This window comes from Nocardioides bruguierae (assembly GCF_023554635.1).
In the GTDB taxonomy this organism is placed as follows: Bacteria; Actinomycetota; Actinomycetes; order Propionibacteriales; family Nocardioidaceae; genus Nocardioides; species Nocardioides bruguierae.
Map to the genome: position 1 here is coordinate 145,027 of NZ_JAMJPH010000020.1, position 25,009 is coordinate 170,035.

Annotated in this window: 25 protein-coding genes; 3 read left to right on the plus strand and 22 right to left on the minus strand. The window is 74.6% G+C overall.

The annotated features are described in order from the left end of the window. Positions 1 to 28: 28 nt before the first annotated feature. From ftsR to M8316_RS11195, 11 genes are all read right to left on the minus strand, one after another. On the minus strand, positions 29 to 775 hold the full coding sequence (gene ftsR, locus M8316_RS11145; RefSeq protein ID WP_308195999.1) for a transcriptional regulator FtsR: 747 nt from the start codon (positions 773 to 775) through the stop codon (positions 29 to 31). Between the two features lie 2 nt (positions 776 to 777). Beyond that, positions 778 to 1,278 carry a zinc-ribbon and FHA domain-containing protein gene (locus tag M8316_RS11150; protein ID WP_250054583.1) on the minus strand — a complete coding sequence of 167 codons (501 nt, stop codon included), beginning with the start codon at positions 1,276 to 1,278 and terminating at the stop codon, positions 778 to 780. Positions 1,279 to 1,443: 165 nt separating this feature from the next. Next, a complete protein-coding gene (gcvH, locus tag M8316_RS11155) occupies positions 1,444 to 1,824 on the minus strand; it encodes a glycine cleavage system protein GcvH (protein ID WP_250054585.1) in 381 nt (126 codons plus the stop codon). A 64-nt stretch (positions 1,825 to 1,888) separates the two neighbouring features. After that, positions 1,889 to 2,914, minus strand: a complete 1,026-nt coding sequence (locus M8316_RS11160) for a DUF881 domain-containing protein (RefSeq protein WP_250054587.1) — start codon at positions 2,912 to 2,914, stop codon at positions 1,889 to 1,891. Positions 2,915 to 2,932: 18 nt separating this feature from the next. After that, positions 2,933 to 3,265: a small basic family protein gene (locus M8316_RS11165; RefSeq protein WP_250054589.1), complete on the minus strand. Its 333-nt coding sequence runs from the start codon at positions 3,263 to 3,265 to the stop codon at positions 2,933 to 2,935. Then, a complete protein-coding gene (locus M8316_RS21105; protein WP_250054591.1) occupies positions 3,262 to 4,104 on the minus strand; it encodes a DUF881 domain-containing protein in 843 nt (280 codons plus the stop codon). Before M8316_RS21105 ends, M8316_RS11165 begins: the two co-directional genes overlap by 4 nt. Continuing rightward, a complete protein-coding gene (clsA, locus tag M8316_RS11175; protein ID WP_250054593.1) occupies positions 4,097 to 4,756 on the minus strand; it encodes a cardiolipin synthase ClsA in 660 nt (219 codons plus the stop codon). Before clsA ends, M8316_RS21105 begins: the two co-directional genes overlap by 8 nt. A gap of 98 nt (positions 4,757 to 4,854) precedes the next feature. After that, positions 4,855 to 5,961, minus strand: coding sequence for a hemolysin family protein (locus M8316_RS11180; RefSeq protein ID WP_250054595.1), 1,107 nt, complete (start codon positions 5,959 to 5,961; stop codon positions 4,855 to 4,857). Further along, complete coding sequence (locus M8316_RS11185) at positions 5,954 to 7,345, minus strand: hemolysin family protein (RefSeq protein WP_250054597.1); 1,392 nt, start codon at positions 7,343 to 7,345, stop codon at positions 5,954 to 5,956. The genes M8316_RS11180 and M8316_RS11185 overlap by 8 nt, the downstream gene beginning before the upstream one ends. 230 nt (positions 7,346 to 7,575) lie before the next feature. After that, a complete protein-coding gene (locus tag M8316_RS11190; protein ID WP_250054599.1) occupies positions 7,576 to 8,448 on the minus strand; it encodes an NAD(P)-dependent oxidoreductase in 873 nt (290 codons plus the stop codon). Positions 8,449 to 8,536: 88 nt separating this feature from the next. Then, on the minus strand, positions 8,537 to 9,364 hold the full coding sequence (locus M8316_RS11195) for a spermidine synthase (protein ID WP_250054601.1): 828 nt from the start codon (positions 9,362 to 9,364) through the stop codon (positions 8,537 to 8,539). A 71-nt stretch (positions 9,365 to 9,435) separates the two neighbouring features. Between M8316_RS11195 and M8316_RS11200 the strand changes: the two genes are divergently transcribed. Beyond that, entirely contained in the window at positions 9,436 to 9,723 is a 288-nt protein-coding gene (locus M8316_RS11200; protein ID WP_250054603.1) for a DUF1330 domain-containing protein, read from the plus strand. Between the two features lie 71 nt (positions 9,724 to 9,794). On the opposite strand, the gene M8316_RS11205 is transcribed toward M8316_RS11200, so the two are convergent. From M8316_RS11205 to M8316_RS11225, 5 genes are all read right to left on the minus strand, one after another. Continuing rightward, positions 9,795 to 10,718 carry an aldo/keto reductase gene (locus tag M8316_RS11205; RefSeq protein WP_272495122.1) on the minus strand — a complete coding sequence of 308 codons (924 nt, stop codon included), beginning with the start codon at positions 10,716 to 10,718 and terminating at the stop codon, positions 9,795 to 9,797. Positions 10,719 to 10,862: 144 nt separating this feature from the next. Next, positions 10,863 to 12,002, minus strand: coding sequence for a glycerol dehydrogenase (locus M8316_RS11210; RefSeq protein WP_250054605.1), 1,140 nt, complete (start codon positions 12,000 to 12,002; stop codon positions 10,863 to 10,865). Between the two features lie 435 nt (positions 12,003 to 12,437). Further along, complete coding sequence (locus M8316_RS11215) at positions 12,438 to 13,211, minus strand: hypothetical protein (RefSeq protein WP_250054606.1); 774 nt, start codon at positions 13,209 to 13,211, stop codon at positions 12,438 to 12,440. Continuing rightward, on the minus strand, positions 13,208 to 13,915 hold the full coding sequence (locus M8316_RS11220; RefSeq protein ID WP_250054607.1) for a SatD family protein: 708 nt from the start codon (positions 13,913 to 13,915) through the stop codon (positions 13,208 to 13,210). The genes M8316_RS11215 and M8316_RS11220 overlap by 4 nt, the downstream gene beginning before the upstream one ends. Before the next feature lie 94 nt (positions 13,916 to 14,009). Next, entirely contained in the window at positions 14,010 to 15,104 is a 1,095-nt protein-coding gene (locus M8316_RS11225; RefSeq protein WP_250054608.1) for a zinc-binding dehydrogenase, read from the minus strand. Between the two features lie 66 nt (positions 15,105 to 15,170). Here M8316_RS11225 and M8316_RS11230 point away from each other — a divergent pair, with 66 nt between their 5' ends. Further along, positions 15,171 to 15,479 (plus strand): hypothetical protein, encoded by a 309-nt coding sequence (locus M8316_RS11230; RefSeq protein WP_250054609.1) that lies wholly within the window; start codon positions 15,171 to 15,173, stop codon positions 15,477 to 15,479. 83 nt (positions 15,480 to 15,562) lie between these two features. Here the strand turns inward: M8316_RS11230 and M8316_RS11235 are convergent, their stop codons facing one another. The 5 genes from M8316_RS11235 to M8316_RS11255 all read right to left on the minus strand — a co-directional run bounded on the left by M8316_RS11235 (position 15,563) and on the right by M8316_RS11255 (position 23,331). After that, positions 15,563 to 17,098: a DEAD/DEAH box helicase gene (locus tag M8316_RS11235; protein WP_250054610.1), complete on the minus strand. Its 1,536-nt coding sequence runs from the start codon at positions 17,096 to 17,098 to the stop codon at positions 15,563 to 15,565. A gap of 296 nt (positions 17,099 to 17,394) precedes the next feature. Continuing rightward, entirely contained in the window at positions 17,395 to 18,744 is a 1,350-nt protein-coding gene (locus tag M8316_RS11240; RefSeq protein WP_250054611.1) for an NAD(P)/FAD-dependent oxidoreductase, read from the minus strand. Positions 18,745 to 18,782: 38 nt separating this feature from the next. Further along, positions 18,783 to 19,976, minus strand: coding sequence for an FAD-binding oxidoreductase (locus M8316_RS11245; protein WP_250054612.1), 1,194 nt, complete (start codon positions 19,974 to 19,976; stop codon positions 18,783 to 18,785). Then, positions 19,973 to 21,256 carry an aromatic ring-hydroxylating oxygenase subunit alpha gene (locus M8316_RS11250; protein ID WP_250054613.1) on the minus strand — a complete coding sequence of 428 codons (1,284 nt, stop codon included), beginning with the start codon at positions 21,254 to 21,256 and terminating at the stop codon, positions 19,973 to 19,975. The genes M8316_RS11245 and M8316_RS11250 overlap by 4 nt, the downstream gene beginning before the upstream one ends. 17 nt (positions 21,257 to 21,273) lie before the next feature. Further along, positions 21,274 to 23,331 carry an oxidoreductase gene (locus M8316_RS11255; protein WP_250054614.1) on the minus strand — a complete coding sequence of 686 codons (2,058 nt, stop codon included), beginning with the start codon at positions 23,329 to 23,331 and terminating at the stop codon, positions 21,274 to 21,276. Positions 23,332 to 23,404: 73 nt separating this feature from the next. On the opposite strand from M8316_RS11255, the gene M8316_RS11260 reads away from it, so the two are divergent. Further along, positions 23,405 to 24,358, plus strand: a complete 954-nt coding sequence (locus tag M8316_RS11260; protein WP_250054615.1) for a LysR family transcriptional regulator — start codon at positions 23,405 to 23,407, stop codon at positions 24,356 to 24,358. Here M8316_RS11260 and M8316_RS11265 read toward each other — a convergent pair. Next, complete coding sequence (locus tag M8316_RS11265; protein ID WP_250054616.1) at positions 24,339 to 24,905, minus strand: hypothetical protein; 567 nt, start codon at positions 24,903 to 24,905, stop codon at positions 24,339 to 24,341. The genes M8316_RS11260 and M8316_RS11265 overlap by 20 nt on opposite strands. Between the last annotated feature and the right edge of the window lie 104 nt (positions 24,906 to 25,009).

Consider the following 25,009-nt stretch of genomic DNA (forward strand, 5'->3'; position numbering starts at 1 on the left):
GGCTCCCAGGCCGGGAGCCGGCCAGGAGTCAGCGAGGAAGACCGGCCTTGACCAGCAGCGCGTGCAGCCGCACCGTCAGCGCGGCGATCTCGCTCGCGGTCTCGCCGGCGCGCGCGGTGGCGGCCGCGTCGCGGCCACGTCGCATCGGCTCGGTGACCTGGTTGACCAGGCCGATCTCACGGTCGGCGGCGGCACGGAAGCCGCGCAGGTGGCGCGGCTCGATGCCGAACTCGCCCAGCTCCTTGGCGGTGCGGGCGATGACGAGCGCGTCGGTGTCGAAGTGCTGACCGCCCGGACGACGGGTCAGCAGCCCGAGCTTCTCCAGCTCGTCGACCAGCGCCAGGTCGACCTCGGCGACCTTCGCGAGCTCCTGCCGCGAGAGGCGCAGCCCGTCACGGCGACGGAACGACTCCGGGCTGGGCGTGCCCTCCGCGGAGAGCGAGACCTGCGGCACGGTCGGCACGACCGGCTCGATCGGCGGCGGCTCGGAGCCGGCGTCGATGGCGTCCAGGTGCTCGCCGATGACCTTGAGCGGGAGGTAGTGGTCGCGCTGCATGCGCAGCACGTAGCGCAGCCGCTCGACGTCGGCCTCGGAGAACTTGCGGTAGCCGGCCGGGGTCCGCTCGGGCTTGATGAGGCCCTTGTCCTCGAGGAAGCGGATCTTGGGGATGGTGACCCCCGGGAAGTCCTCGCGCAGCTCGTCGAGGACCTGCCCGATGTTCATCCGGGCGGAGGACGCTCCCTCCTGCCCGTGGCCGGCAGCCTGGGCGGTCACGCTCAGGCGCCCTCGTGCCCGGAGAAGAACATGAGGCGGAACTTGCCGATCTGGACCTCGTCGCCGTCGTTGAGCGGCACCGTGTCGATGCGGTCGCGGTTGACGTAGGTGCCGTTGAGGCTGCCGACGTCGGAGACGGTGAAGGAGGAGCCGGAGCGCTCGAAGACCGCGTGCTTGCGGGAGACCGTCACGTCGTCGAGGAAGATCTCGGACGAGGGGTGGCGGCCGGCCGTCACCGTGTCGGCGTCGAGGAGGAACCGGCTGCCGGAGCCGGGGCCGCGCTGCACCACGAGGAGGGCGTGGCCGACGGGCAGGCCGTCGACCGCGGCGGCGTCGACCGCGTTGAGGGCCCGGTCGGACGTCTCCACCCGGGGGTCGCCCCCGAGCGTGATCGTGGCCGTCGAGTCACCCACGGGCTCGGAGGTCACCAGACGCGTGCCGCACTGGGAGCAGAAGCGGGCGTCGTCCGGGTTCTGCCTGCCACACGCGGTGCAGAACGGCATCGTGGGTCTCCTCGGCCGGTGTCGGGGACGGTGCGTCGGCACCCCGGCGAGGGTGCGGACGCGTCGGGGCTCGAACCTATCAGTCGAGCCTGGGCGGGACGGGTGAACCGGCCGTGGAAGTCGCGTGGTGCGACCTGCGGGGGAACGGCTCGGCCCGGAGGGCGCTCAGCCCTCGAGGCTCTCCTGGTACGCAGCGGCGTCCATGAGGCCCTCGAGGTCACCGGCGGGCACGACCTCGAAGAGCCAGCCCCCGCCGTAGGGGTCGTCGTTGACGAGCTGCGGGGTGGCGTCGAGCGCGTCGTTGACGGCCACGACCTCGCCGGAGACCGGCGCGTAGACGTCGCTGACGGACTTCGTGGACTCGAGCTCGCCGCAGGTGCTGCCGGCCTCGACGGTCTCGCCGGTCTGCGGCAGGGAGACGTAGACGATGTCGCCCAGCGCGTCCTGCGCGTAGTGGGTGATGCCGATGCGGACGGAGCCCGCGTGCTCACCGGGGGTGCGCACCCACTCGTGCTCGGCGGTGTACTGAAGGTCCTCGGGGTACACGTGCTCTCCTCGTCGTGCGGGGTCAGCCGGGGTCCCCGACCTGGGGTACCCGGCAGTCGCCACGCTACTGGTCGTCCGCGGGATCTGCGTAGTCCGGGCCGGCCACGTCGGTGGTCGACTCGATGTCGAGCGAGGACACCTCGGTGATGTCCACGGAGGCGCCGTCGTCCTGGAGGTCGACGCGCGGGCCCTCGAGGATGGACATGGCCCCCGAGAGCGCGCTCGGGCTGCCGATGACGTCCACGACGTAGGGCGAGCGCAGGGTCGTCCCGTCGATCGACACCCCGGTGGAGGTGTCGGTGAAGGCGCTCTGGGCGACCAGGCGGACCTGCCCGTTGAACTGCATCGCCTCGGCCCCGGCGACCCGCAGGGCCTGGACCATGTTGACGAGCGTCTCCGAGCGGACGGTGCCGGACTGCTCGGTGATGGTGATCCGGATGCCCGGCCCCGTCACGGGGACGCTGCCGGCCAGGATGGCCAGCGTGTCGGCCTGGGAGAGCGCCTGGTCGAGGGCCGCCTGCTCCGCGTCGGTGTCCGACTCCAGCTGGTCCCGGGCGGTCTCGAGCCGGTTGATCTCCGAGCGGGCCCGGCGCGAGGCGCCGGCCAGGCCCGAGAGGACGTTGACGAGGTCCTCCTCGCGGTAGCCCGCGTAGTCGTCGTCGGAGTCGGTCGAGCGCACCTGCACCACGCCGCCGAAGGCGACGAGCGCCAGCAGCACGCCGACGACCACCTGGCCGCGTCCGGGGTGCCACAGGGCCCGCCGCAGCCGGGCGGCACCCGTCGTGGGGGGCTCGGGCGCCTCGGGCGGCTGTGGCTCCTCGGCCTCCCGGGTGTCCACCGACTCGTCGTCGCGTGGCCCGTCGGTTCCAGGCGCCTCGGTTCCAGGCACCTCGGTCCCAGGCGCCTCGTGCTCCGACGGGCCGTCCGGTGCCGCCGGGGCGTCCCCGGTCGTCTCGTCCGTCACCGGCTCCATCTCACCGGTGTCCTCGCCGACGTCCTGGCCGGCGCCCACGGGGCCGCTGCGGCGCGCGGCGGCCCGACCGCGCGAGGCGCGGTGGGAGCGGGGGGCGGGGTCCGGGGAGGTGCTCATGGGTGGCTCGAGGGGGTCTCAGGCGTGGAACAGGTGGCGGCGGATCGCGGCCACGTTGGAGAAGATGCGGATGCCGAGGACGACGATGACGCCGGTCGAGAGCTGGCCACCGACGCCGAGCTGGTCGCCGAGCCAGACGATCGCGCAGGCGATCACGACGTTGGAGACGAACGAGACGACGAAGACCTTGTCGTCGAAGATGCCGTCGAGGTAGGCCCGCAGCGCGCCGAAGACCGCGTCGAGCGCGGCCACGACCGCGATCGGCAGGTACGCCTCGAGCGACGTCGGGACGTCGGGCTGGAGGACGACGCCCAGGACGATGCCCACCAGGAGCCCCAGCGCGGCGATCACGGTCCCACCTCCGCGTCCTCGGGTCCACCGGCCTGCGCCGTTCTCGACGCGTACGACAGCGTACGGTCCGGTGCCGCGTCCAGGTCGAGCGACTCGGCGTTGTCCATCTGGAAGCCGAAGCCGTACTGCTGCACGAGCAGCAGGAAGCGCTGCCCGCCCTGGCTGTCGACGAGCCCGGCCTGGAGCGTGCGCCGGTCACCCACGGCCTCGATGGTGAACGGCGGGGTCAGGGGCACGCGGTTGACGTTCACCACCGTGCCGGAGTTCATGATCGAGGTGAGCACGGTCAGCCGCTGGCCGTTGATGCTCACCGCCTCGGCCCCCGCCTCCCACAGGCCGTTGACCAGGGACTGCAGGTCTTTGTCGATCAGCTTCTCCCCGCCCTCGGCGTCGTCGACGACGATGCGGACGCCCGGGCCGGTGACCGCGAGGTAGCCGCCGGCCAGCGCGAGGGTGCGTCGGCGACCCTCGGCAGCGACGGCGGCGGCCCGGGTGGTCTCCAGCGTGGTCTCGGCCTGCTGCTCGGCCGCGGTGAGCCGCTCGATGCGGCGCTGGAGGCGGTCCAGGGTGGCGCGCCGCTCCTCGACCCTGGTCACGAGCGCCGCGCGGGAGGACTGCGCCGACTCCGACTGCTGGGCCGTCTGGACGGCGGCGGTCGCGACGAGCACGCCGAAGACCGCGATCACCACGGCCGCGATGCGCTGGGGGCGGCCGCGGCTGGGCCGCGGCTGGTCGAGCGCGCGGCGACCGGCGACGTGGGCGTAGTCCTCGTCGAGGGCCTGCTGGGTGATGAGGGTCAGCAGCGGCGTGGTGACCCGGGCGGGCAGCGGCTCAGCCACGGCGCCCGCCCCGGCGGCGCTCGGCCGCCAGCGCGCGCCGCTCCGCCCGGGGCAGACGGTCGGTCGAGCGCAGCAGCGTGCGGACCTGCCAGGTGTAGAGAAGGCCGGCCCACCAGTAGAGCCCGAGGCCCCAGAACGCGAAGGCCCAGCCGAAGACCCGCGCCAGGTCGGCCACGAGGCCCTCGCCGTCGCCCAGCAGGAGCAGCGGGAAGGCGTAGAGCAGGTTGAAGGTGGCGGCCTTGCCGAGGAAGTGCACCGGCAGGGAGGAGAACCCGCGGGTGCGCAGCAGCGGCACCAGGCCCCACATGAGGGCGTCGCGCAGCGGCAGCGCCACCACCAGCCACCACGGGATGATCTCGCGCAGGCCCAGCCCGGCCACCACGGCCAGGATGTAGAGCCGGTCGGCGACGGGGTCGAGCACCTGGCCGACCACGGAGGTCTGGCCCAGGCGCCGGGCCAGCCAGCCGTCGGCCCAGTCGGTCACGCCCGAGGCGACCAGCAGCGCGAGCGCCCACTCGTCCGCCTCCGGCCCGAGCACCAGCCACAGGAAGACCGGGACCCCGGCGAGGCGCAGCAGGCTGAGGAGGTTCGGCAGGGTCAGCACCCGGGTGCCGACCGGGGCGTCCTGCCCTGCGGCCTCGGCGCTGCTCACTCCCTGTCCTCCTGCTGCTCGTGCTGCTGGCGTCCGCGCGGCCCGCCCCCGCGGCCGCAGGGCGGCGCGGGCGACGGCCCCGTCACGACGCGCACACCCTAGCCGTCGGACCCCGACGCGACGCGCTCCCCCGCCGTCCCGACCCCGGCCTCGGCCGGCACCGGGTCCGGCCCGGTGTGGGCCGCGTCACGGATCTCCCCGACCAGCTCCTCGAGGACGTCCTCGAGGGTCGCGACGCCCACGGTCGACCCGTCGGGCTCGACGACGCGGGCCATGTGCGCCCCGCGCCGCTGCAGCTGCTCGAGCACGTCGTGCAGCAGGTCGCCGGTCTTCACGGTCGCGAACGGGCGGATCCACTTGTCCTCGACGGGCCGCCGGCGGCGCTCCTCGTCGGGCTCGAGGACGTCCTTGATGTGCAGGTACCCGACCAGGTCCTCACCGGAGACCACCGGGAAGCGGCTGTACCCGGTGGAGGCGCACAGCGCCTCGAGGTCGGCCCCGCAGGCGCCCTGCGGCGCGGTCGCGAGGTCGTCGAGGCGGATGATCACGTCGGCGACGGACTTCTCGGTGAAGCCGAGCGCACCGGCGAGCCGGTCGTACTCGTCGGCCTCCAGCAGGCCCTCGCCGCGCGACTCCTCGACGAGGGCGGCGACCTCCTCGCGGGTGAACGCCGAGTTCACCTCGTCCTTCGGCTCCACGCGCAGGGCGCGCAGGCACAGGTTCGCGACGGCGTTGAGCACCACGATGACGGGCTTGAGCACCCCGACGACCACGAGCATCGGCGGGCCGAGCACGAGGGCCGCCCGGTCGGGGCCGGCGATGGCGATGTTCTTGGGCACCATCTCGCCGAAGACGACGTGCAGGTAGGTCACCAGGCCCAGGGCGATCACGAACGCGACCGGGTGCAGCAGGGCGCCGGGCAGGCCGAGCGCCTCGAAGCCGGGCTCGATGAGGTGGGCGATGGCCGGCTCGCCGACGGCACCCAGCAGGACGGAGCAGACCGTGATGCCCAGCTGGGCGCCGGCCATCATCTCGGAGACGTTCTCCATCGCGCGCAGCGTGGAGCGGGCCATCCGCGACCCGCTCTGCGCCAGGGGCTCGATCTGGCTGCGGCGGGCGGAGATCAGGGCGAACTCGGCGCCCACGAAGAAGGCGTTGAGCGCGAGCAGCAGCACGGTGAGCGCGACACCGGTCCAGTCAGACATCGGCGCCACCCCTCACCAGCGCGCGCACCTCGGACGGGGCGGGGGGCGGCGGCTCCTCGAGCAGCCGCAGGGAGGCGCGGTCGACGCGCAGGCCGTCCATGTGCTCCACCTTCACCTCGACCCAGCGCTCGGTCGTCTCGTCGTCCTCGGAGCGGTCCGGCACCGCCAGCAGCGTGGTGTCGCCGGCCACCGGGATGCGGCCCAGGAGCCGCATCACGAGGCCGCCGAGGGTGTCGTAGGCCTCGTCCTCGGGCAGCTCGACGTCGGTGAGGTCGGCGACCTCGTCCGGTCGCAGCAGCCCCGAGAGCAGCCAGGACCCGTCGCGGCGGCGTCGCGCCCGGGAGCCGGAGCGGTCGTGCTCGTCCGCGATGTCACCGACGATCTCCTCGACGACGTCCTCGAGCGTGACGATGCCGGCGTGGCCGCCGTACTCGTCGAGCACGACGGCCATCTGGAAGCCGTCCTCGCGCAGCAGCGCCATGAGGGGGTCCAGCCGCAGCGAGTCGGGCACGACGGTGGGGCGCACCATGAGGTGCTTGACCTTCGTGGTGGCCCGCTCGTGCAGCGGCAGGCCCACGGCGTTCTTCACGTGCACCGTGCCGACCACGACGTCGTCGTCGTCGAGGACGGGGAACCGGCTGTGCCCCGTCGAGCGGGTGAGGTCGATGACGGCCTGGGCGCGGTCGTTGAGCTCGAGGGTCTGGGTGCGCACCCGCGGCGTCATGATCTCGCCGGCGGTGCGGGTGCCGAACTCCACCGAACGCTCCATCAGCTCGGCGGTGTCGGCGTCCAGGGTGCCCTCGTCCGCCGAGCGGGCGATCAGCGAGGCGAGCTCGGTGGAGGAGCGCGCCGAGCGCAGCTCCTCCTGCGGCTCGATGCCGAGGCGTCGCACCAGCGCGTTGGCAGAGCCGTTCAGCACCCGGATGGGGCCGCGCATGACAGCCGTGAACAGCCGCATCGGTCGCTGCGTGGCGCGGGCGGTGGCCAGCGGCAGCGCGATGGCCAGGTTCTTCGGAACGAGCTCACCGAACAGCATCGTCAGCACGGTGCCCACGAGCAGGCCGATCACCACGGAGACCGGGCTGACGGCGGACTCGGGGACGCCGACGGCGGTCAGCGGCCCCTCGACGAGCTGCGCGATGGCGGGCTCGGAGAGGAAGCCGACACCGAGGTTGGTGACGGTGATGCCGACCTGGGCGCCCGAGAGCTGGGTGGAGAGCGAGCGCAGCGCGGATTGCACGCCGATCGCGCCGGCCTCGCCCTCGGCGGCGGCCTGGTCGACCGAGGCACGGTCGACGGTCACCAGCGAGAACTCGGCGGCGACGAAGACGCCGCAGGCCACGACGAGCGCGAGCGCCAGGAGAAGAAGGAGGAGGGGGGTCATCGGGGCTCTCCTGCGCGGTGAGGCACGGAGAGCGGGCGACTTTGAGAGCCGTCCATCGTGGAGGGTCAGGGTCCTTCACTGGTCCGGGAACGAGGAGGCACCAGCGTAACCGGTCCCCAGGTGCGCGGTCGCGCTGCCGCACACCCGGGCCGACCACGGGTGACGCCGGGCCCTGGGTGGAGCCCCGGGTGGAGCCCCGGGTGGGCCCCGGGTGGGCCCCGGGGTGGGGCTCAGTGCTCCAGGTACGTCGCGGAGAGGTCGAGGTCGCCGTGCCCGGCGTCCACGGCCCGGGCCAGGTGCTCGCGGATGGCCGGCATCAGGCCGAGGTCGAGCCCGGCACCGTGCGCGGCCTCCAGGATGAGGCCTGCGTCCTTGAGCCCGCCCGAGAGCGCGAAGGACGGGGCGTGCTGCTCGGCGAGCATGGCCTTGCCCTTCAGCTGCACGTAGGGGGCGTCCATGGCGCCGCCGCTCACGGCCTCGAGGAAGAGCGCGGGGTCGACGCCCAGGTCGCGGGCCAGGGTCAGCGACTCGGCGATGCCCTCGACCACGGTGAGGACCCACGCGTTGGCGGTGAGCTTCACCTTCTGCCCGTCCCCGGCGGGGCCGACCCACATGACGCGTGAGGAGATCGCGTCGAAGACCGGCGCGACGGCGTCTCGCGCCTCGTCGGGGCCCGACGCGAGCATCACGAGGGTGCCGTCCTCGGCGGGCTTGCGGGTGCCCAGGACGGGCGCGTCGACGTAGGTCACGCCGACCTCGGAGGCGACCTCGGCCAGGGCGGCGGCGCCCTCGACGCCCACGGTGGAGCACTGGACCCAGACCGCGCCGTCGACGAAGCCGTCACCGATGCCCCGGACGACCGTGGCGGTGGCCTCGAGGTCGAAGAGCATCGAGACCACCACGTCGGCGCCGGCCACGGCCTCGGCCGCGGACTCGGCGACCGTGGCGACGTCGGCGAGGGGCTCGGCCTTCTCGCGGCTGCGGTTCCACACCCGCACCTCCAGGCCGGCACCGGCGATGTTGCGCGCCATGCCGGCGCCCATGATGCCGGTGCCCAGCACGGCGACGACAGGGGCGGGAGTGGCGGTGGTGCTCTCGGTCACGGTTCGACCTCCAGGTCTGGCGGGGCCGACGGACGGCCTCCTCGGGATGGCACACCGTCGGGGTCCGACAGTGGTTGTCCCCTTCAACCTAGGCCGGGTCGGGCCGAGGGCTGCCACCCCCGAGGGTGTCCGAGACGGTGGCCGCGTCCAGCACCCGGTACGGGGCGCCGCCACGTCGCGCACGTTCCTCCAGCGCGCGCACGGGCACGGGCGCGCGCGAGGCGACGACGACCAGGTTCCCGGGGCGCCGACCCCGCAGCGTGGCCGGCTCGGCGCTGACGCAGACCTGCGGCAAGTGCTCGCGCACCGCCGCCAGCACGTCGCGGGCCAGTGCGAAGGGCGCCTCGTCGGCGACGTTGAGCAGCGCGGTGCCGTGCGGGGCGAGGACGGCGGCCAGCGCGCGCAGGCCCGGTCCGCTCGCCAGGTCCGCGGGGACGCGCCCGTCGTCGAAGGCGTCCAGGACGACGACGTCCGCACCCTCGCGCCGCTCGCCCGCGGCGAGCGCCTCCAGGCCGGGGCGGCCGAGGACGGGTCGGACGCGGATGCCGGAGCGTGCGGGCAGCGGCGCGAGCGCGCGCACGGCCGCGGTGAGCGCCTCGTCCGGCTCGAGGACGGTCTGCGCCGACCTGGGGCGGGTGACGGCCAGGTAGCGCGGCAGGCTCAGGCCCGCTCCCCCGACGTGCACGACGCGCAGGGGCTCGCCGGGCGGTGCCAGGACGTCCAGCGCGTCGGCGAGCCGGCGGACGTAGTCGAACGGCAGGCGCGCCGGGTCGGTGACGTCGACGAAGGACTGGTCCCGTCCGTCGCGCCGGAACAGCAGCCCGCCGTCGGTCTCCACCACCTCGAGGTGCTCGGGCAGCACCGGCCGGTCGGCCGGCCCGTCGTCGTCCTGCTGCCTGCGGCTGCTGCGTCCCACGCCTGCAGGCTAGAGGGCCGGGTGCCGGACACCACGACGGACTCCTGCGGGCCGGCGGGCAGGATGGCTCCATGAGTGCGTACTGGGTGAGCTGCTACCGAGAGATCTCCGACCCCGACAAGGTCGCTGCGTACGCGGCACTGGCCGCCCCGGCGCTGGAGGCGGCGGGCGGCACCTTCGTGGCGCGCGGCCTGCCGGCCAAGACCTACGAGGCCGGCCTGGAGCAGCGCACCACCGTGATCCTCTTCCCGGACGTGGAGACCGCGCTGGCTGCGCACGACTCCCCCGCCTACGCCGAGGCGCTCGAGGCGCTCGGCGACGGCGCGGTGCGCGACATGCGGATCGTGCCCGGCGTCTGAGCACCTGCCCACGACACGTCGACGCCCTCCCCCGCGGGCTGCGGGAGAGGGCGTCGTGCGTCCGGAGAGGCTCAGGACTGGGTGGGCACCTGCGCGGAGACGGCGTCCAGCGTGGCGATCTCGTCGGCGCTCAGCGTCAGGTCGCCGATGGCCAGCAGGTCGCCCAGCTGCTCGGTGGTGCGCGCCGAGGCGATGGGGCCGGCGACGGTCTCCTGGGCGGCGAGCCAGGCCAGCGAGACGGTCGCGATGCTCACGTCGTGGGCCGCGGCGATCTCCGCGGCCGCGTCGACGACGGCGAGGCCCTCGGTGGAGAAGTAGCCCTGCGTCATCGCGCCCCGGGCCGAGGCCTTGACGTCCTCCAGGGTGCGGAACTTGCCGGTGAGGAACCCGGAGGCCAGGGCGAAGTACGGCATGACGCCGAGGCCGTTGGCCTTCGCCACGGGGGCGAGGGTCGACTCGAAGGGCTCGCGGGTCACCAGGTTGTAGTGCGGCTGCAGCGCGACGGGCAGGTCGAAGCCCTCGGCGGTGGCGATGTCGATCCACTGCTGCACGCGCTCGGCGGAGTAGTTGGACACGGCGACGAAGCGGGCCTTGCCGGACTTCACGACCTCGTCGAAGACCGCGACGGTCTCCTCCAGCGGGGTCGACTCGTCGTCGAAGTGGGCCCAGTACAGGTCGACGTGGTCGGTCTGCAGCCGCTGCAGCGAGGCGTCGATGGCCTTGCGCACGTTGGGGGCCGAGAGCCCCGGGAACTCGGGGTGCTGGGAGACCTTGGTGCCCACGAGCAGCTTGTCGCGGTTGCTGCCCTGCGCGAACCACTCGCCGATGACGGTCTCGGACTCGCCGCCGGTGTGGCCCTCGCCCCAGGCGGAGTAGACGTCCGCGGTGTCGATGAGCGTGCCGCCGCCGTCGGCGAAGGCGTCCAGGACCTGGTGGGAGGCGGCGGTGTCCGCCGTCCAGCCGAAGACGTTGGTGCCCAGGACGAGCGGGTGCATGTCGATGCCGGTGGAGCCGAGGCTGACCACGATGGTGTTCCTCCTGCTGATGGGGATCAGTGCAATGTCACGACAAAAGCACGCCGGCCGGGCGGATTGTTCCGCCCGGCCGGGTGAGTGGTCGCACGCGACCAGGGGTGGTGCTCAGTGCTTGGCGTGGTGCATCTGCGGCGCGGGCAGGCTGCGCTCGACGCGGACGCGGGTGGCGATCCGGTCGGTGGCGAGCATGGCGTCCACAACCGCCTCGGGGGTGACCGGGAACGGCATGTTGTGGATGGTCTCGCCCTCGACGCAGGCGGCCTCGGCCACGGCGCGCAGCTCGGCGGTGTTCTCGGCGGTCAGACCGATCTCGGCGAGGGTGTTGGGCAGGCCGACGCGGGTGGTGAACTCCACGAAGTCGGCGAGCTCCTCGGCGTCCGCGCCCTCGAGCACGAGCTGGGTGGTGGTGCCGAAGTTGACCTTCTGGCCGTGCGAGAGGCCGTGGGTCTGCGGCGCGGCGGTGAGGCCGTTGTGGATGGCGTGCGCGGCGGCGAGGCCACCGGACTCGAAGCCGAGGCCGGAGAGCAGGGTGTTGGCCTCGACGACGGCCTCGAGCGCGGGGGTCACGACCTTGGCCCGGACGGCGTCCAGCGCGGCCAGCGCGTTCTCGTGCAGCAGGTCCCACGAGAGCTGGGCGAGCGCGGTGCCGGCGTGGGTCGGGCGGCCGCCGGCCATCGTCGAGCCGGTGCCACGCGCGGTGGCGCGGGCCTCGACCCAGGTGGCCAGCGCGTCGCCGATGCCGCCCACGAGGAAGGCGACCGGCGCGTTGGCCACGAGCTGGGTGTCGATGAGCACCAGGTCGGGGTTGTGCGGGAAGAAGCGGTACTCGATGAACTCGCCCTCCTCGGTGTAGATCACCGAGAGGGCGGAGGTCGGGGCGTCGGAGGACGCGGCGGTGGGCACCGAGGCCCAGCGCACGCCGGCGAGGTGGCCCGCGGCCTTGGCGGCGTCGATGGCGGAACCGCCGCCGACGCCGACGATCACGTCGTGGCCGCCGGACGTGATGGTCTCGACGAGCCCGTCGACCGCGCCGGGCGTCGCGAAGCGACCGAAGCCGACCCGCACGACGGCGAGGCCGGCGTCGGCGAAGCCCTTGCCGAGGGCGTCCTCGACGATGCCCCAGACGATGTCGTCGGCGACGAGCAGCGGGGTGCTGCCGAGGTTCTTCAGGTGGGTGCCGAGCTCGGCGATGACGTTCTTGCCCTGCACGTAGTGGGCGGGGCTGGACAGGACGGTGGTGGGCACGAGGCCTCCTCCAGGGGAGCGATCGGGTGGACGGCCCGTGCGGCGCTGTCGGGGTGGCGCACCGGTGGGCCGTCCTCCAGCCTGGCACGCCGAGACCGATTGCAGAATGCAACCTCTCGACATCAAGCGACAGATGTCTGACATCTCACAGCACTGAGGGGCTGAGGGGCAGCACGGCACGGCCCGGACGCCGCACAGGGGGCTCGGCGCCCGGGCCGCTCGCCGGCCCCGGTGTCCCATCGACACCGCCGACGCCCTGCGTCGGCGGCGTGTCACCGGCGCCGGGTCCAGGGGACCCCCCTCTCGGGCACCCCGTGGAGGCTCCGTCGACGCGGGTGGCGCGACGCACGGAGTGGGCTCCGAGGTGGACGTGGTGACCCGCTCAACGAGCGTCCCCGTCCGGGGTCACGCGCCGGCTCGGCCCCCGCCCGACCGTCAGGCCAGGTGCACGAGCGCCACGCCCCCCAGCGCGAGCAGCCAGCTGGCGAAGCTGCCGATCAGGAAGTACTCGGTCACGTCACTGGGGCCCCCGGGCGAGGGGGCGATCTCCTGCGGACGCAGCTGGGCACGCTGGAGCTCGGGGAACCTCAGCAGTCCCTTGGCGGCCACCACGATGGCGGCCGCGGTGAGCTGCCCGACCCCGCCGAGACCGATGATGAACACCCGCTCCATCGGCCCGAGCACGCGGCCGCCCTTCAGCTGCTTCTCGTTGCTGGTCGCGGGCACCCCGACGGCGTCGAGCAGCAGTCGGACCAGGATGTTCCCCGTGGCCAGCTGGACGAGCACGGCCCCGCCCGCGACCACCAGGTCCTGGGCCGGCCAGCGCGCCGCCAGCGTCCGGCTCGTCCAGTCCGGCCACGTGACCAGGTGGTCGACGGTCTGCACCGCGAGGGCCGCGACGACCATCCCACCGAGCAGCGACCCGAACGCCAGCCAGCGCGCCGCCGCGCGGGCCCGTGCCGTCCGCGTGGGGTCGAGCGCGACCCCCGAGGCGCCCAGCCACACCGCCACGTCCCCCAGCAGCAGGACCCCCACCACCGGGCCCCACGCGCCGTCGGGACGGACGACGAGCAGGCCGACCAGCAGCACCACGGCCGCCATCGCCAGGCACACCAGCCGGCGCCGCAGGCCGACCACGTCGGCCCCGGCTCGGCCGAGGTCCCCCACGCCGAGAGCCGCCAGCCACACGCCGACCAGCACCAGGCTCATGCACCCTCCCCCTCGTCCACGCCCTCGTCCACGCCCTCGTCCACGCCCTCGTCCATGCCCTCGTCCACGTCCTCGTCCACGACCTCGTCCACGCCGGGCTCGGCGTCGAGCAGGAGGACAGCCTCACGCACGGCACCGACACCCCGGGCGAAGGCCTGGCTGACGGCCGAGCGAGACAGGCCCAGCGCGTCGGCGACCTCCGCCTGCGTGCGCCCGGCGACGGCCAGCGCGAGCATCTCCCGGTGCCTGTCGGTGAGCCGGTCCACGAGCGCGTCGCGCACCAGCAGGTAGCCGACCACGCGCCCGGCGTCCGGGCCGACGTACCAGCTGCGCTGCCCGCTGCGGCGCGGCTGCCCGAGCACGTCGACCGCCTCGCGCGCGCTCCACCACCCCGGCCCGTCCTGGAGGAGCGGACGACGGTCGGCCTCGTGGACCGTCACCTCGCCGTGCCCGTACCCGCACCGCAGGTCGACGCCGTGGGCCAGCAGGCCCAGGCGCGCGAGCAGCCCCGCCCGGGTCGCGTCCCCGATCGTCGCGAAGGCGCCCTGCACCTCGTCCCCGACCGTCGCCTCGAAGGGCTGCACCCCGGGTACGATGGCCGAGACGTCGGCGAGGACCTCGCCCACGGCCTTCTGCGCCGCGGCACGATCGGGCAGCTCGCGCGACCCGACCAGGTCACCGATCACGGTGTAGACGGCGGTCATGAGTGAAGGCTAAGGCTTCACTCGGCAGAAGTGAAGCGCTGGACTGAACTCACCATCCCGCGCCGATCGCGCATCCCCGCAGGGCGGACCCGCGTCACGGCACGACGACGACCTTGCCGACGAGCCCACGACCGGCGAGGTCGGCGTGCGCGGCCGGCAGGTCGGCCAACGCGTGCGTCACCGCGATGACGGGACGGACCTCGCCGGCCCGGGCGAGGTCGACCAGCTCGGCGAAGATCGCCGGGGAGTGCATGGTGGAGCCCACGAGCGCCTGGTTGGCGAGGTAGAGGGAGCGGACGTCGACGCTCACCTGCGCCCCGTCCAGCGAGCCGGCCACCACCCACCGTCCGCCGGGCCGCAGCAGCCCGAGACCCCCGGAGAGCACCGGGCCGGCCACCACGTCCAGGGCCGCGTCCAGCCCCTCGGGGCAGGCGGCGCGCACGTCGTCCAGCACCGTGCCCCGTCCCCGGTCGACCACCACGTCCGCCCCGGCGGCGCGCACCGCGTCCGCCTTCGCACCACTGGAGACCGCCACCACCCGGCACCCGCGGGCCGAGGCCAGCTCCACGGCGGCCAGCCCGACACCGCCGGAGGCACCGGTGACCAGCACGGTGTCGCCCTCCCCCGCCCCCGAGCGCGCCAGGAGACCCAGGGCCGTGCCGTAGGCGATCGGCAGGGCCGCCAGCTCGACGTCCGTCAGGGGCGAGCCCGTCACGTCGTGCACGCAGGACGCCGGCACCACCGCGTGCTCGGCGAAGCCGCCGTCGCGCTCGCTGCCGAGCACGTCGACGACCAGCGCGTCGGGCTCCTCGGAGTCGTAGAGCGCCGGGTCCACCAGGACGCGGGCCCCCAGCGGCGGCGAGGTCACGCCCTCGCCGTGCGCGAAGACGGTGCCCGCCACGTCCCCGCCCTGGATGCGGGGGAAGTCGAGCGGGCCGAGCCAGCCACCGCGGCGCGAGGGGTCGTCGGCGGGCCCGTAGGCGCCCTCGCGGGTCCACAGGTCGGTGTTGTTGCAGCCCGCCGCCGCGACCCGCACCAGCACCTCGCCCGGCCCCGGCACCGGCACCGGCACGCGACGGGCCTCCACGACCTCCGGGCCACCGTGGGCGGTGGTGACCATCGCGAGCATGGTGGCCCCGGGGGCCGGCGGCCGGACGACGCGTGCGGACTGGTCGGGCGTGGCGGGCATCGCACGAGCCTAGGGGGACGACGGGACCGACCGGGTGGGCTCCGCGGGCCGCGCTAGGTTCGAGACGTGCGTCCACCCACCTCCGTCCTCGTCTCCGCCGGCCTCGTCGGCGGCTACGCCACCGCCCGGTTCTCCGGCAACCGCCAGCTCGGCGGCCTCGTGCTCGGCGCCGCGGGTGCCGCGAGCGCCGTCTCGTGGAGCAAGGGGGTCGGCCCGGCCCGCGCGGCCGGGCTGCTCGCCCTGTACGTGGGCGCCTTCGGCGGCTCCCACCCGCTCGCCAAGAAGATCGGCGCCTGGCCCTCGGTCGGCGTCGTGACCGCCGGCACCGCCGCCGCGGCCCACTGCCTCGGCGACCGCCCCGCGCGGCGCGCCTGACGCACGCACCCGCTCCGGAAGCGAGCACGCCGGGTCGGCCCCGATCTCTCGGGGTCGACCCGGCGTGACGGGTGCGGGAGCGGTCAGCCGCGCTGACCGCCCGAGCGGCTGCCGCCGCCCGACCGGCGCCGCGAGGCACCGGAGCGGTTGCCCTCGGGGCGACCGCCGCTGCGGGCACCACCCGTGCGCGCGGTGCCGCGGCCACCGGCCGAGCCGGAGGACGCAGCGCCCTGGCCGCCCTGGCCACTGCGGCGCGGACGCCCGGAGCCCGAGCCCGCGGGGCGCCCGGACTGCTGACCGGACGCGGCTCCACCCGAGCCGCCGGCGCCGCGGCGGCGTCGACGACCGTTGCCGTTGCCGCTGCCGTTGCCACCGGAGCCCGCCTGGCCGCCCTGCTGGGGGACGGCCGGCGTCAGGTCGAGCGCGCCGCTGCGGGTGCGCTCGCCCGGGGCCAGGCTGCGCAGCACCGGGTGGCTGGGGCCGTCGACCTTGGTGGTGGTCGGCTTGATGCCGGCCGCCCGGGTCAGGTCGCGCACGTCGCGCACCTGCTCGGAGGTCATCAGGGTGACGACGGTGCCGGACTCGCCGGCGCGGGCGGTGCGGCCGGAGCGGTGCAGGTAGGCCTTGTGCTCGGCCGGCGGGTCGGCGTGCACCACGAGGGTGACGTCGTCGACGTGGATGCCGCGCGCCGCGATGTCCGTGGCGACCAGCGTGCTCGCGCGGCCGTCGGAGAAGGCGTCCAGGTTGCGCACGCGGGCGTTCTGGCCGAGGTTGCCGTGCAGCTCGACGGTGGGCACGCCGTTCTTGTTCAGCTGGCGGGCCAGGGCCTTCGCGCCGTGCTTGGTGCGGGTGAAGACGACGGTGCGGCCGGGGGCGCTGGTGAGGTCGACCAGCACCGGCAGTCGCTGGTCGCGGTCCAGGTGCAGCACGTGGTGCGTCATGGTCGAGACCGGCGCGACCGGCGGGTCGGCGCGGTGGGTCACCGGGGAGGTGAGGAACTCGCGGACGACGCCGTCCACGGCCTTGTCCAGCGTGGCCGAGAACAGCAGGCGCTGGCCGTTGCCGGGCGTGGCGCGCAGCAGGCGGCGGACGGCGGGCAGGAAGCCCAGGTCGGACATGTGGTCCGCCTCGTCCAGCACGGAGACCTCGACGCGGGAGAGGTCGCAGTGCCCCTGCCCGATCAGGTCCTCGAGGCGCCCCGGCGTGGCGACGAGGACGTCGACGCCCTTGCGCAGCGCCTGCACCTGCGGGTTCTGGCCGACGCCGCCGAAGACGACGCGGGTGGTGAGGCCGGCCGCCTGGGCCAGGGGCTCCAGGGACTCCAGGATCTGGTTGGCCAGCTCACGGGTCGGCGCGAGGATCATGGCGCGCGGGGTGCGCGACCCGGCCCGCGGGCCGCCGGCGAGGCGGTTCACGACGGGCAGCAGGAACGCGAAGGTCTTGCCGGAGCCGGTGCGGCCGCAGCCGAGCACGTCGCGCCCGGCCAGGGAGTCGGGCAGCGTGGCGGCCTGGATCGGCGTCGGGCTGGTGATGCCGCGCGCGGAGAGGACGGTGGTCAGGGACTCGGGCAGGCCGAGGCCCTCGAAGCCGACGGTGGTGTCGGCGGTGGGGACTGACAAGAGGTGTCGCAATCTCTGGTGACGTCCCGCCGGCGACCGCGATCCCCCGGCTGGGGGGCGGTGGGCACGGAGCAGGTCCTCGACCCACGGCTTCGTGGGGCGCGGGTCGCGGTGGGGCTGCGGAGGCGACCCGAGGGCCGCGCCTGCTGCGACGTGCGATCAACCCGTGGCGGGAGCTGGAGACGAGCTGATGTCACCAGCGTACGGGTCGACCGGTCACCACGGCGCATCCTCGACCGTGTGGTCCGGGGCACACCGCCCGCGGACCACACTCCTCGCCCGTGGTCGGACCCGCCTCAGCCGAGGACGGTGCGGGTGCTGGCCGCGTTGACCTCGCGCTTGCGGGAGAAGGAGCCGAGGTCGATCTTCAGGCCCGTGTGCGCGCCGACGTAGGTCACCGGCGTGGCGTCGTGGTCGACCCCCTCGTCCTCGACGGCCGCGATGATCGAGGCCAGGAAGCAGCCGGCGATCGGGGCGTTCTTGAACTGGTTGCCGCTGGTGCCCATGGCCACGTAGAAGCCGGGGGCGTCGGTGCGGTCGTAGATCGGCGTCCAGTCGTCGGCCACGTCGTAGACGCCGACGACCCCGGAGGGCCGGTTGGGGATGCGCAGGTCGGGCAGGCGACGGGCCGCGCGGGTCGACTGCGCCTCGTAGCGGGCGGTCGTGACGTGGTCGTCGACGGCGTCGGGGTCGTCCAGCCAGTCGAAGGGGTCGCACTCGGGCTCGGTGCCGCCCACGACCCAGGCCCCGGCCGGGCCGGGCCGCATGTAGGTGCCGAGGTCGATGTCGAAGACGCCCGGCGCGACCCCCTCGGCGCCGCTGGCGTCCCACGCGGCCGGGCGGCTGAGCTGGTGCACCTCCTGGCGCAGCGGCCGCACGCCCACGGTGAACTCCGCGCCGACGCCGGCCATCGCGTTGAAGGCACCGGACCACGGACCGGCGGCGTTGACCACGACCAACGCCTCGACGGTGCGGCCGTCGGCCAGGCCGAGGCGCCAGGTCTCCCCCACGCGCTCGGCGGAGACGACCTGGGTGCGGAACATCGTCCGCGCCCCCAGGTGCCGGGCGGCCCACGCCATGTTGTCGGCGGCCAGGCGCGGGTCGTCCATGTAGCCGGCGTCCGGGGTCCACAGGGCGCCCAGGGTCTCGGTGGCGTCCTCCCAGAAGGCGTCGTCGCTGATCGGCTTGTTGGGCCAGTAGCGGCCGGTGTCGACGTGCCCGAAGCGGGCGGCGAGCGCGTCGGCGTCCAGGTGCTCGTGGGGCACGCCGACGGCGCGCAACAGGTCCGCGCCCTGCTCGTGCGGCACGGCGGCGATGTCGAGGTGCAGCATGCCGGTGCGGTGGAACGCCGAGAGCGCGGGGCGCTCGACCTCGGGGAGGTCGGCCAGCCCCAGGTGCTCGGCCCACGCCTCCCACATGAACTTGGCCTCCCACGACGTGGCGACCGTGTCGTAGGTGGAGTAGAGGAAGCGGATGACCGCGCTCGACGCGCTCGAGGAGCCGAAGCCGGGGCCGGCGGCCTTGTCGATGATCAGCACGTCGCGGCCGGCGCGGGCCAGCTCGAGGGCGACGGCCGAGCCGATGACGCCGGAGCCGACCACCACGGCGTCCGCGGTCAGGGGCGAGGTGGTGGAGGTGTCGGTCATGAGGGAGTCCTCTCGGTACGGCTCGGGGTGGGGAGCGCTCAGGCGTCGACGACGATGTCGCCGTCGGGGGTGGAGCAGCAGGGCAGGAAGCGGTCGGCGGCGATCTCGCGCGGGCGGATGCCGCCCTGGTGGCGCATGTCGACGCGGCCGGCCAGGAGGGTGGACTTGCAGCTGCCGCACAGGCCCGCCCCGCAGGACGACGGCAGGCGCACCCCGGCCTCGCGGGCGGCGTCGAGCACGGTGCTGCCCGGCCCGCACGCGACCTCGCGGCCGCTGCGGCCGAAGCGGACCCGGGCCGCGCCCTCGGGCACGGTGGTCACGGGCGGTGCGTCCGGGGCGGAGAGCGAGAAGCTCTCCGCGAGCCGTCGCTCGGCCGGCACGCCCGCGAGGGCCAGCGCGTCCTCGGCGTCGGCCATGAAGCCGGTGGGTCCGCAGGTGAGGACGGTGCGGTCGGCGACGTCGGGCACCAGCGCGGCGAGCGCGGCGGGGCCGAACCGACCGGCGGCCACGTACGGGGAGTCCTCCCCCGGCTCGCGCAGCAGCCACACCAGCCGCAGCCCGGGGTGGGCGGCGGCCAGCGCCTCCATCTCGGCCCGCGCCGGCAGGTCCCGCGCGGTCCGCGCGCAGTGCAGCAGCACCACGTCGGTGCCACCAGGGCCGAGGACAGCGAGGTCGGCCATGGCGCGCACGGTCGAGAGCGCGGGGGTGATGCCGCTGCCCGCCGAGAGCAGCAGGTAGGACGAGGCGGGGCTCTCGGTGACGCTGAACCGGCCGAGCGGGCCCCTGGCCAGCACCCGGTCGCCCACGGCGAGCCGGTCGTGCAGGTGCCCGCTGAGCTCGCCGCCCGGCACGCGCTTGACCGTGATGGCGAGCAGGTGCGGCCGGGTCGGCGGTGAGGCGATCGTGTAGCAGCGCTCGACGACCGCGCCGCCGACGTCCACGACGAGGGTGAGGAACTGGCCGGGCACGAAGGAGAACGTGCCCGGGCGGGTGGGCTCGAGGACGAGGGTGACGGTGTCGGGGGTCTCGGGCACGCGGGCGCGCACCACGAGCTCCTGGTCCAGCGGCTGCTCGAGCGGCAGCAGGCCCGCGCCGAGCGGCACGGGCAGGTCGGGCACCACGCTCAGCAGGGGCGCCGGGGTCGCCAGGGGTGCCGTGGACGCCAGGGGTGCCGGGCTCGTGCCCGGCCCTGTCGCCACCGGGCGCCCCGGCAGGATCGGGAAGCTGGTCATCGGGCGAGCTCCTCTCGCATCCGGGCCTCGTACCAGGAGACGAACGCCTCCACCTGGCCCTCGGCCTCGGAGTAGGGGCCGGGCTCGTAGCCGGGGTCGGCGACCCCGGCCTGGGTGAGGGCGACGAAGTCGGCATCCTGGGCGTTGGTGGCGCGCCAGGTGGCGGAGAGCTCCTCGACGTCGTAGTCGACGCCCTCCTCGGCGTCCGCGTCGACGAGCCAGGTCGTGCGCACCAGCGTCCTGTCCACCGAGAGCGGGAGGGCCGCGAACGTGATGGCGTGGTCGGCCTGGAGGTGGAACCAGGCGTTGGGCTGGGTGTGCAGGCCGAGCCGCCCGAGCCGGAACTCGGGCAGGTCGCCCAGCAGCCGGCGCACCAGCGCGCGGCCGTCGGGGCTGAAGGACTCCCCCGCCCCGTCCAGCGGCTCGCGCTGCACGCGGAACCCGACGGAGCGGTGGACGAGGTCGTCGACCAGGGCGTGCGGCAGGCCGAGCTCCTCGCAGCGGGCGACGAGGTCGCGCTCGGCCTGGAGGTAGCGCTCGTGGTCGGCCCTCAGCCGCTCGGGCACCTGGTGCGCGGCCAGCCCCCACGTCGGGAACAGCGAGCAGAGCAGCTCGGGGTGCCCGTCGCAGTGGTAGCACTCCCGGTTGTTCTCCATGGTGAGCTTCCAGTTGCCGTCCTCGACGAGGTCGACCTGGGCGGCCACCTTGGCGGTGGAGAGACGGTGCGGCGCGAGGTAGGGCTCGACGACCGCGGCGACACTGTCGAGGTCGTCGGGCGGATCGGGCGCCAGGCAGACGAACAGCAGGCCGGCGACCTCGCGGATCGCGACGGTGCGCAGGCCCAGGCAAGCCGGGTCGGTGCCGGGCATCAGCTGCGGCGCGTGGCGCAGCGCGCCGTCGGTGCCGTAGGTCCAGCGGTGGTAGCCGCACACCAGGTTGCCGACGCTGCCGTGGCCGGGCTCGACCAACCGTGCCCCGCGGTGGCGGCAGACGTTGCGGAACGCCCGGACCTGCTCGTCGTCGTCGCGCAGCACCAGCACCGAGGACGGCCCCAGGTCGACCGTCAGGTAGTCCCCGGCCTCGGGCACCTCGGCGACCGAGCCGACGAAGATCCACTGCCGCTGCCAGATGAACCGCAGGTCCAGCTCGTGCAGGTCGGGGTCGGTGTAGAGCGCCGCGGGCAGCGCGTGGCCGGGTCGGCGCGCGTCGAGGGCGTCCAGCAGCCGCTGCCTGGCGGGGTGGGCGTCGGCGGGCGTCGGCGGGCGGTCGATCAGGGTCACGCGGGGCTCCTGGATGGTCAGACGGTGACGCACAGACGCAGCGCGTCGTAGACGGCGGCGTGGATGTTGCGGCTGGCGACGGCGTCCCCGAGCCGGAAGAGCTGGTAGGTGCCGGCGGGGTTGCGCACGACCTCCTGCGGCCGCACGGCCAGCAGCGCGTCCTGGTCGACCTCGCCCAGGTTCGAGGAGCCCGGCACCAGGGCGTGGTACAGGTCGTCGTTCGGCACCGTGCCGTGCTCGACGACGACGTGGTCGACCTCGCGGACCAGGGGCGAGCCGGGCGCGTAGTCGCTGGTCAGCTCGACCTGCAGAGCACCGCCGCCGCGGCTGACGGCGCCGAGGCGGCGGGCCACTGTGAGCTCCACGCCGTGCTCGGCGAAGGCGCGCAGGTAGGCGGGGCTGTTCATGCTGCCCACGCTGATCCCGACGGTGCGCTCAGGCGTGACCAGCTCGACGCGGGCGCCGAGGCGGGCCAGGTGCTCGGCGGCGTCCAGGGCTGGCTCACCCCCGTGGTCGTCGTAGACCAGCACGCGGGCCCCGGGCTTCACCGGTGCTCCGCCGAGCACGTCCCAGGTGTCCAGGACGAGGCCCTCCGCCGCGCCCGCGACGCCTCGATCCGGCATGCCGCCGGTGGCCACGAGCACCAGGTCCGGGTTCTCGGCGAGCACCGTCTCGGGCTCGGCCCAGACCCCGCAGCGCAGGTCGACGCCGTGGTGCTTGGCCTCGGCCACGCGCCAGTCGACGATCCCGATCAGGTCGCGCCGACGCAACGAGGACGACGCCAGCAGCACCTGGCCGCCGGGCCGGTCGGCCGCCTCCAGGACGACGACGTCGTGGCCGCGCTCGCCGAGCACCCGTGCCGCCTCCAGGCCGGCCGGGCCGGCCCCCACGACCACCGCGCGCCGACGGCGTCCGGCCACCGCGAGCGGCGAGGGGGCGATGACCTGGGGCATCGTCGCCTCGCGACCGGTGGCGGCGTTGTGCACGCACTTGGCGTCGCCGGACTCGTAGATGGCGTCGAGGCAGTAGGAGGCGCCGACGCAGGGGCGCACCCGGTCCTCCTCGCCGCGGGCGACCTTGGCCACCAGGTGCGGGTCGGCCAGCTGCGGCCGGGTGAGCCCGACGAGGTCGAGCAGGCCCTCCCGCACGGCGTAGCGGGCCGTGGCCACGTCGGAGACCCGCGCCGCGTGCATGACCGGCATGCTCACCGCGGCCCGCACCTGCCCCGCGAACTCCAGGAACGGCGCGGCCGGCGTGCCCATCGACGGGATCGTGTCGGCCAGCCGCTTGTCGCTGTCGAGGCCGCCCTTGATGACGGAGAGGAAGTCGACGCCGTGCGCGGCGTAGCGCGCCAGCACCTCGACGGTGTCGGCCAGGCCGAGCCCGTCGGGGAGGTCCTCGTCCATGGCCATCCGCAGGCCGACGAGGAAGTCCGGGCCCACGGCCGCGCGCACGGCCTCGAGCACCCGCAGCCCGAACGTGAGCCGGGCCTCCGGGTCGCCGCCGAAGACGTCGTCACGGTGGTTGGTGGCCGGCGAGGCCCAGGCGTCGAAGAGGTGGCTGTAGGACTCGATCTCGATCCCGTCCAGGCCCGCGGCCTGGCAGCGCTGGGCCGCCTCGGCGTAGTGCCGCACGATGCGGTCGACGTCCCAGGCCTCGGCGACCTTGGGGAAGCTCCGGTGCTGGCGCTCGCGCAGCCGCGAGGGGTAGACCAGCGGCAGCCAGTCCCCCGACATCGCGCTGGTGCGACGCCCCAGGTGCGTCACCTGGCACATGACCGCGGCCCCGGCCTCGTGCACGTCGTCGGCCAGCCGACGCAGCCACGGCACGACCTCGTCGGTGTAGAGCAGCATGTTGCCGAAGGCCGGCGGGCTGTCGGGCGAGACGACGGCGGAGCCGCCGATCATCGTGAGGCCGACGCCGCCGCGGGCCTTGTCCAGGTGGTAGAGGCGGTAGCGGTCCTTGGGCATCCCGTCCTGGGTGTAGGCCGGCTCGTGAGAGGTGCTGACGACGCGGTTGCGCAGGGTCAGCCCGCCCAGCGTGTACGGCGAGAGCAACGGGTCCAGGTGCGGCACGCGGCCATCCTCGGCTCACCCGGTCGTGCACGAAAAGCGCGTAAAGAAGGACGAGATCGTGCAATCATTTCGCATGATCGATCCGCGTCTGCGCGCCCTGGCGGTCGTCGCCGAGCGCGGCACCGTGACGGCGGCCGCCCAGCAGCTCGGGTACACGCCCTCGGCGCTCTCCCACCAGCTGCGCACGCTGGCCCGCGACCTGGACGTGCGGCTGCTCGAGCCCGACGGCCGCCGGGTGCGGCTCACCGGCGAGGCCGCCGTCCTGCTCTCCCGGGTGGACGACCTGTTCGCGCACTGGGAGCGCATCCGCGCCGAGGTGCAGTCCGGGCCGGGCGGCGGGCTCGGCCGGCTGCGGCTGGCGGGTTTCTCCACGGCCGCCACCGCCCTGCTGCCGGCCGCGGCGGCCCGGGTGCAGGAGGCGTTCCCCCGGTCCGTGGTGCGGATCGTGGAGGCGGACCCGGAGGTGTGCTTCGAGATGCTCCTGGCCGAGCAGGTCGACCTCGCGGTGGTCGTCACCACCGACCTGCTGCCCCCGACGAACGACCCCCGGTTCGAGCAGCAGCCCCTCATGGAGGACAGCCTCGACCTGCTGGTGCGCAGCGACCACCGGCTCGCCGCGCGGTCGTGGGTCTCGCTCACCGAGGTCGCCCGGGAGCGCTGGATCATGGACCGGCCCGGCCGGCCCTACCACCACATGGTGAGCACGGCCTGCGCGGCGGCGGGCTTCACCCCGGACCAGGCGCACGAGATCGTGGAGTGGGAGACGGGTGCCGCCCTCGTCGCTGCCGGGTTCGGCGTGATGCTCGTGCCGCGGCTGGCGCGGGTCGCGCACGACGAGCGGCTGAGCCGCGTACCGCTGCGCGGCTCGGCGACACCGGTGCGGCACGTGCGCACCTCGGTGCGCCGTGGCACCGCCGACCGCCCGGAGATCGCGCTCGCGCTCACCGAGCTGCAGCGCGTGGCGAGCGAGATCTCCGAGGCGTCGGCGGAGGGGATGGACGAGGTGCTCAGCCCTGGCCGAGGGTGATGCCGCACTCGCTCTGGGCGTGCACGGAGATGGCCGAGGCGGCCTCGCTGACCTTCGCGGAGGTGAGGGAGGAGAGCTCCTCGCCGACGGCGATGACCTGCTCCTGGGTCACGCCCTCGGGCAGCTGGCCGGTGGTGCTGAGGGTGCTGAGGTCCTCGAGCGTGAGGTCGTTCTCGTCGAGGGCCGTGCGCACCTGGTCGGCCATGTCGGTGAGCACGGTCCACTGCTCGGCGACCTCGTCGGGTGCCTCGGCCGCGAGGGTGTCGAAGGCGGTGAAGGCCTGGTCGAGGCTGGCGGGGTCGTCGCCGGAGAGGCCGCTGAGGTCCTCCTGCGTGGAGGTCAGGTCGGCGCAGTAGTCGCCGGAGCCGGCGCCGTCCTCGCTCGCAGCGCTCTCCTCCGCGGCAGCCGAGGAGTCACCGGAGGCCTCCTCGTCGGAGCCGCTGCAGCCGGCGAGGAGCAGGGCGGTGGGCAGGACCGCCGCGACGGCGACGGCGCGCAGGCCGGGGTGACGGCTGGACCGCTGGCGGGTGGTTCGCAGGGTGGTCATGACCCCGAGCCTGCCTGACGTGACGCCGGGACAACAGTCCGGATGCGCCGACGCCCGGCCGGACCGCGAGGGTCCGACCGGGCGTCGAGGTGCTTCCGCGAGCT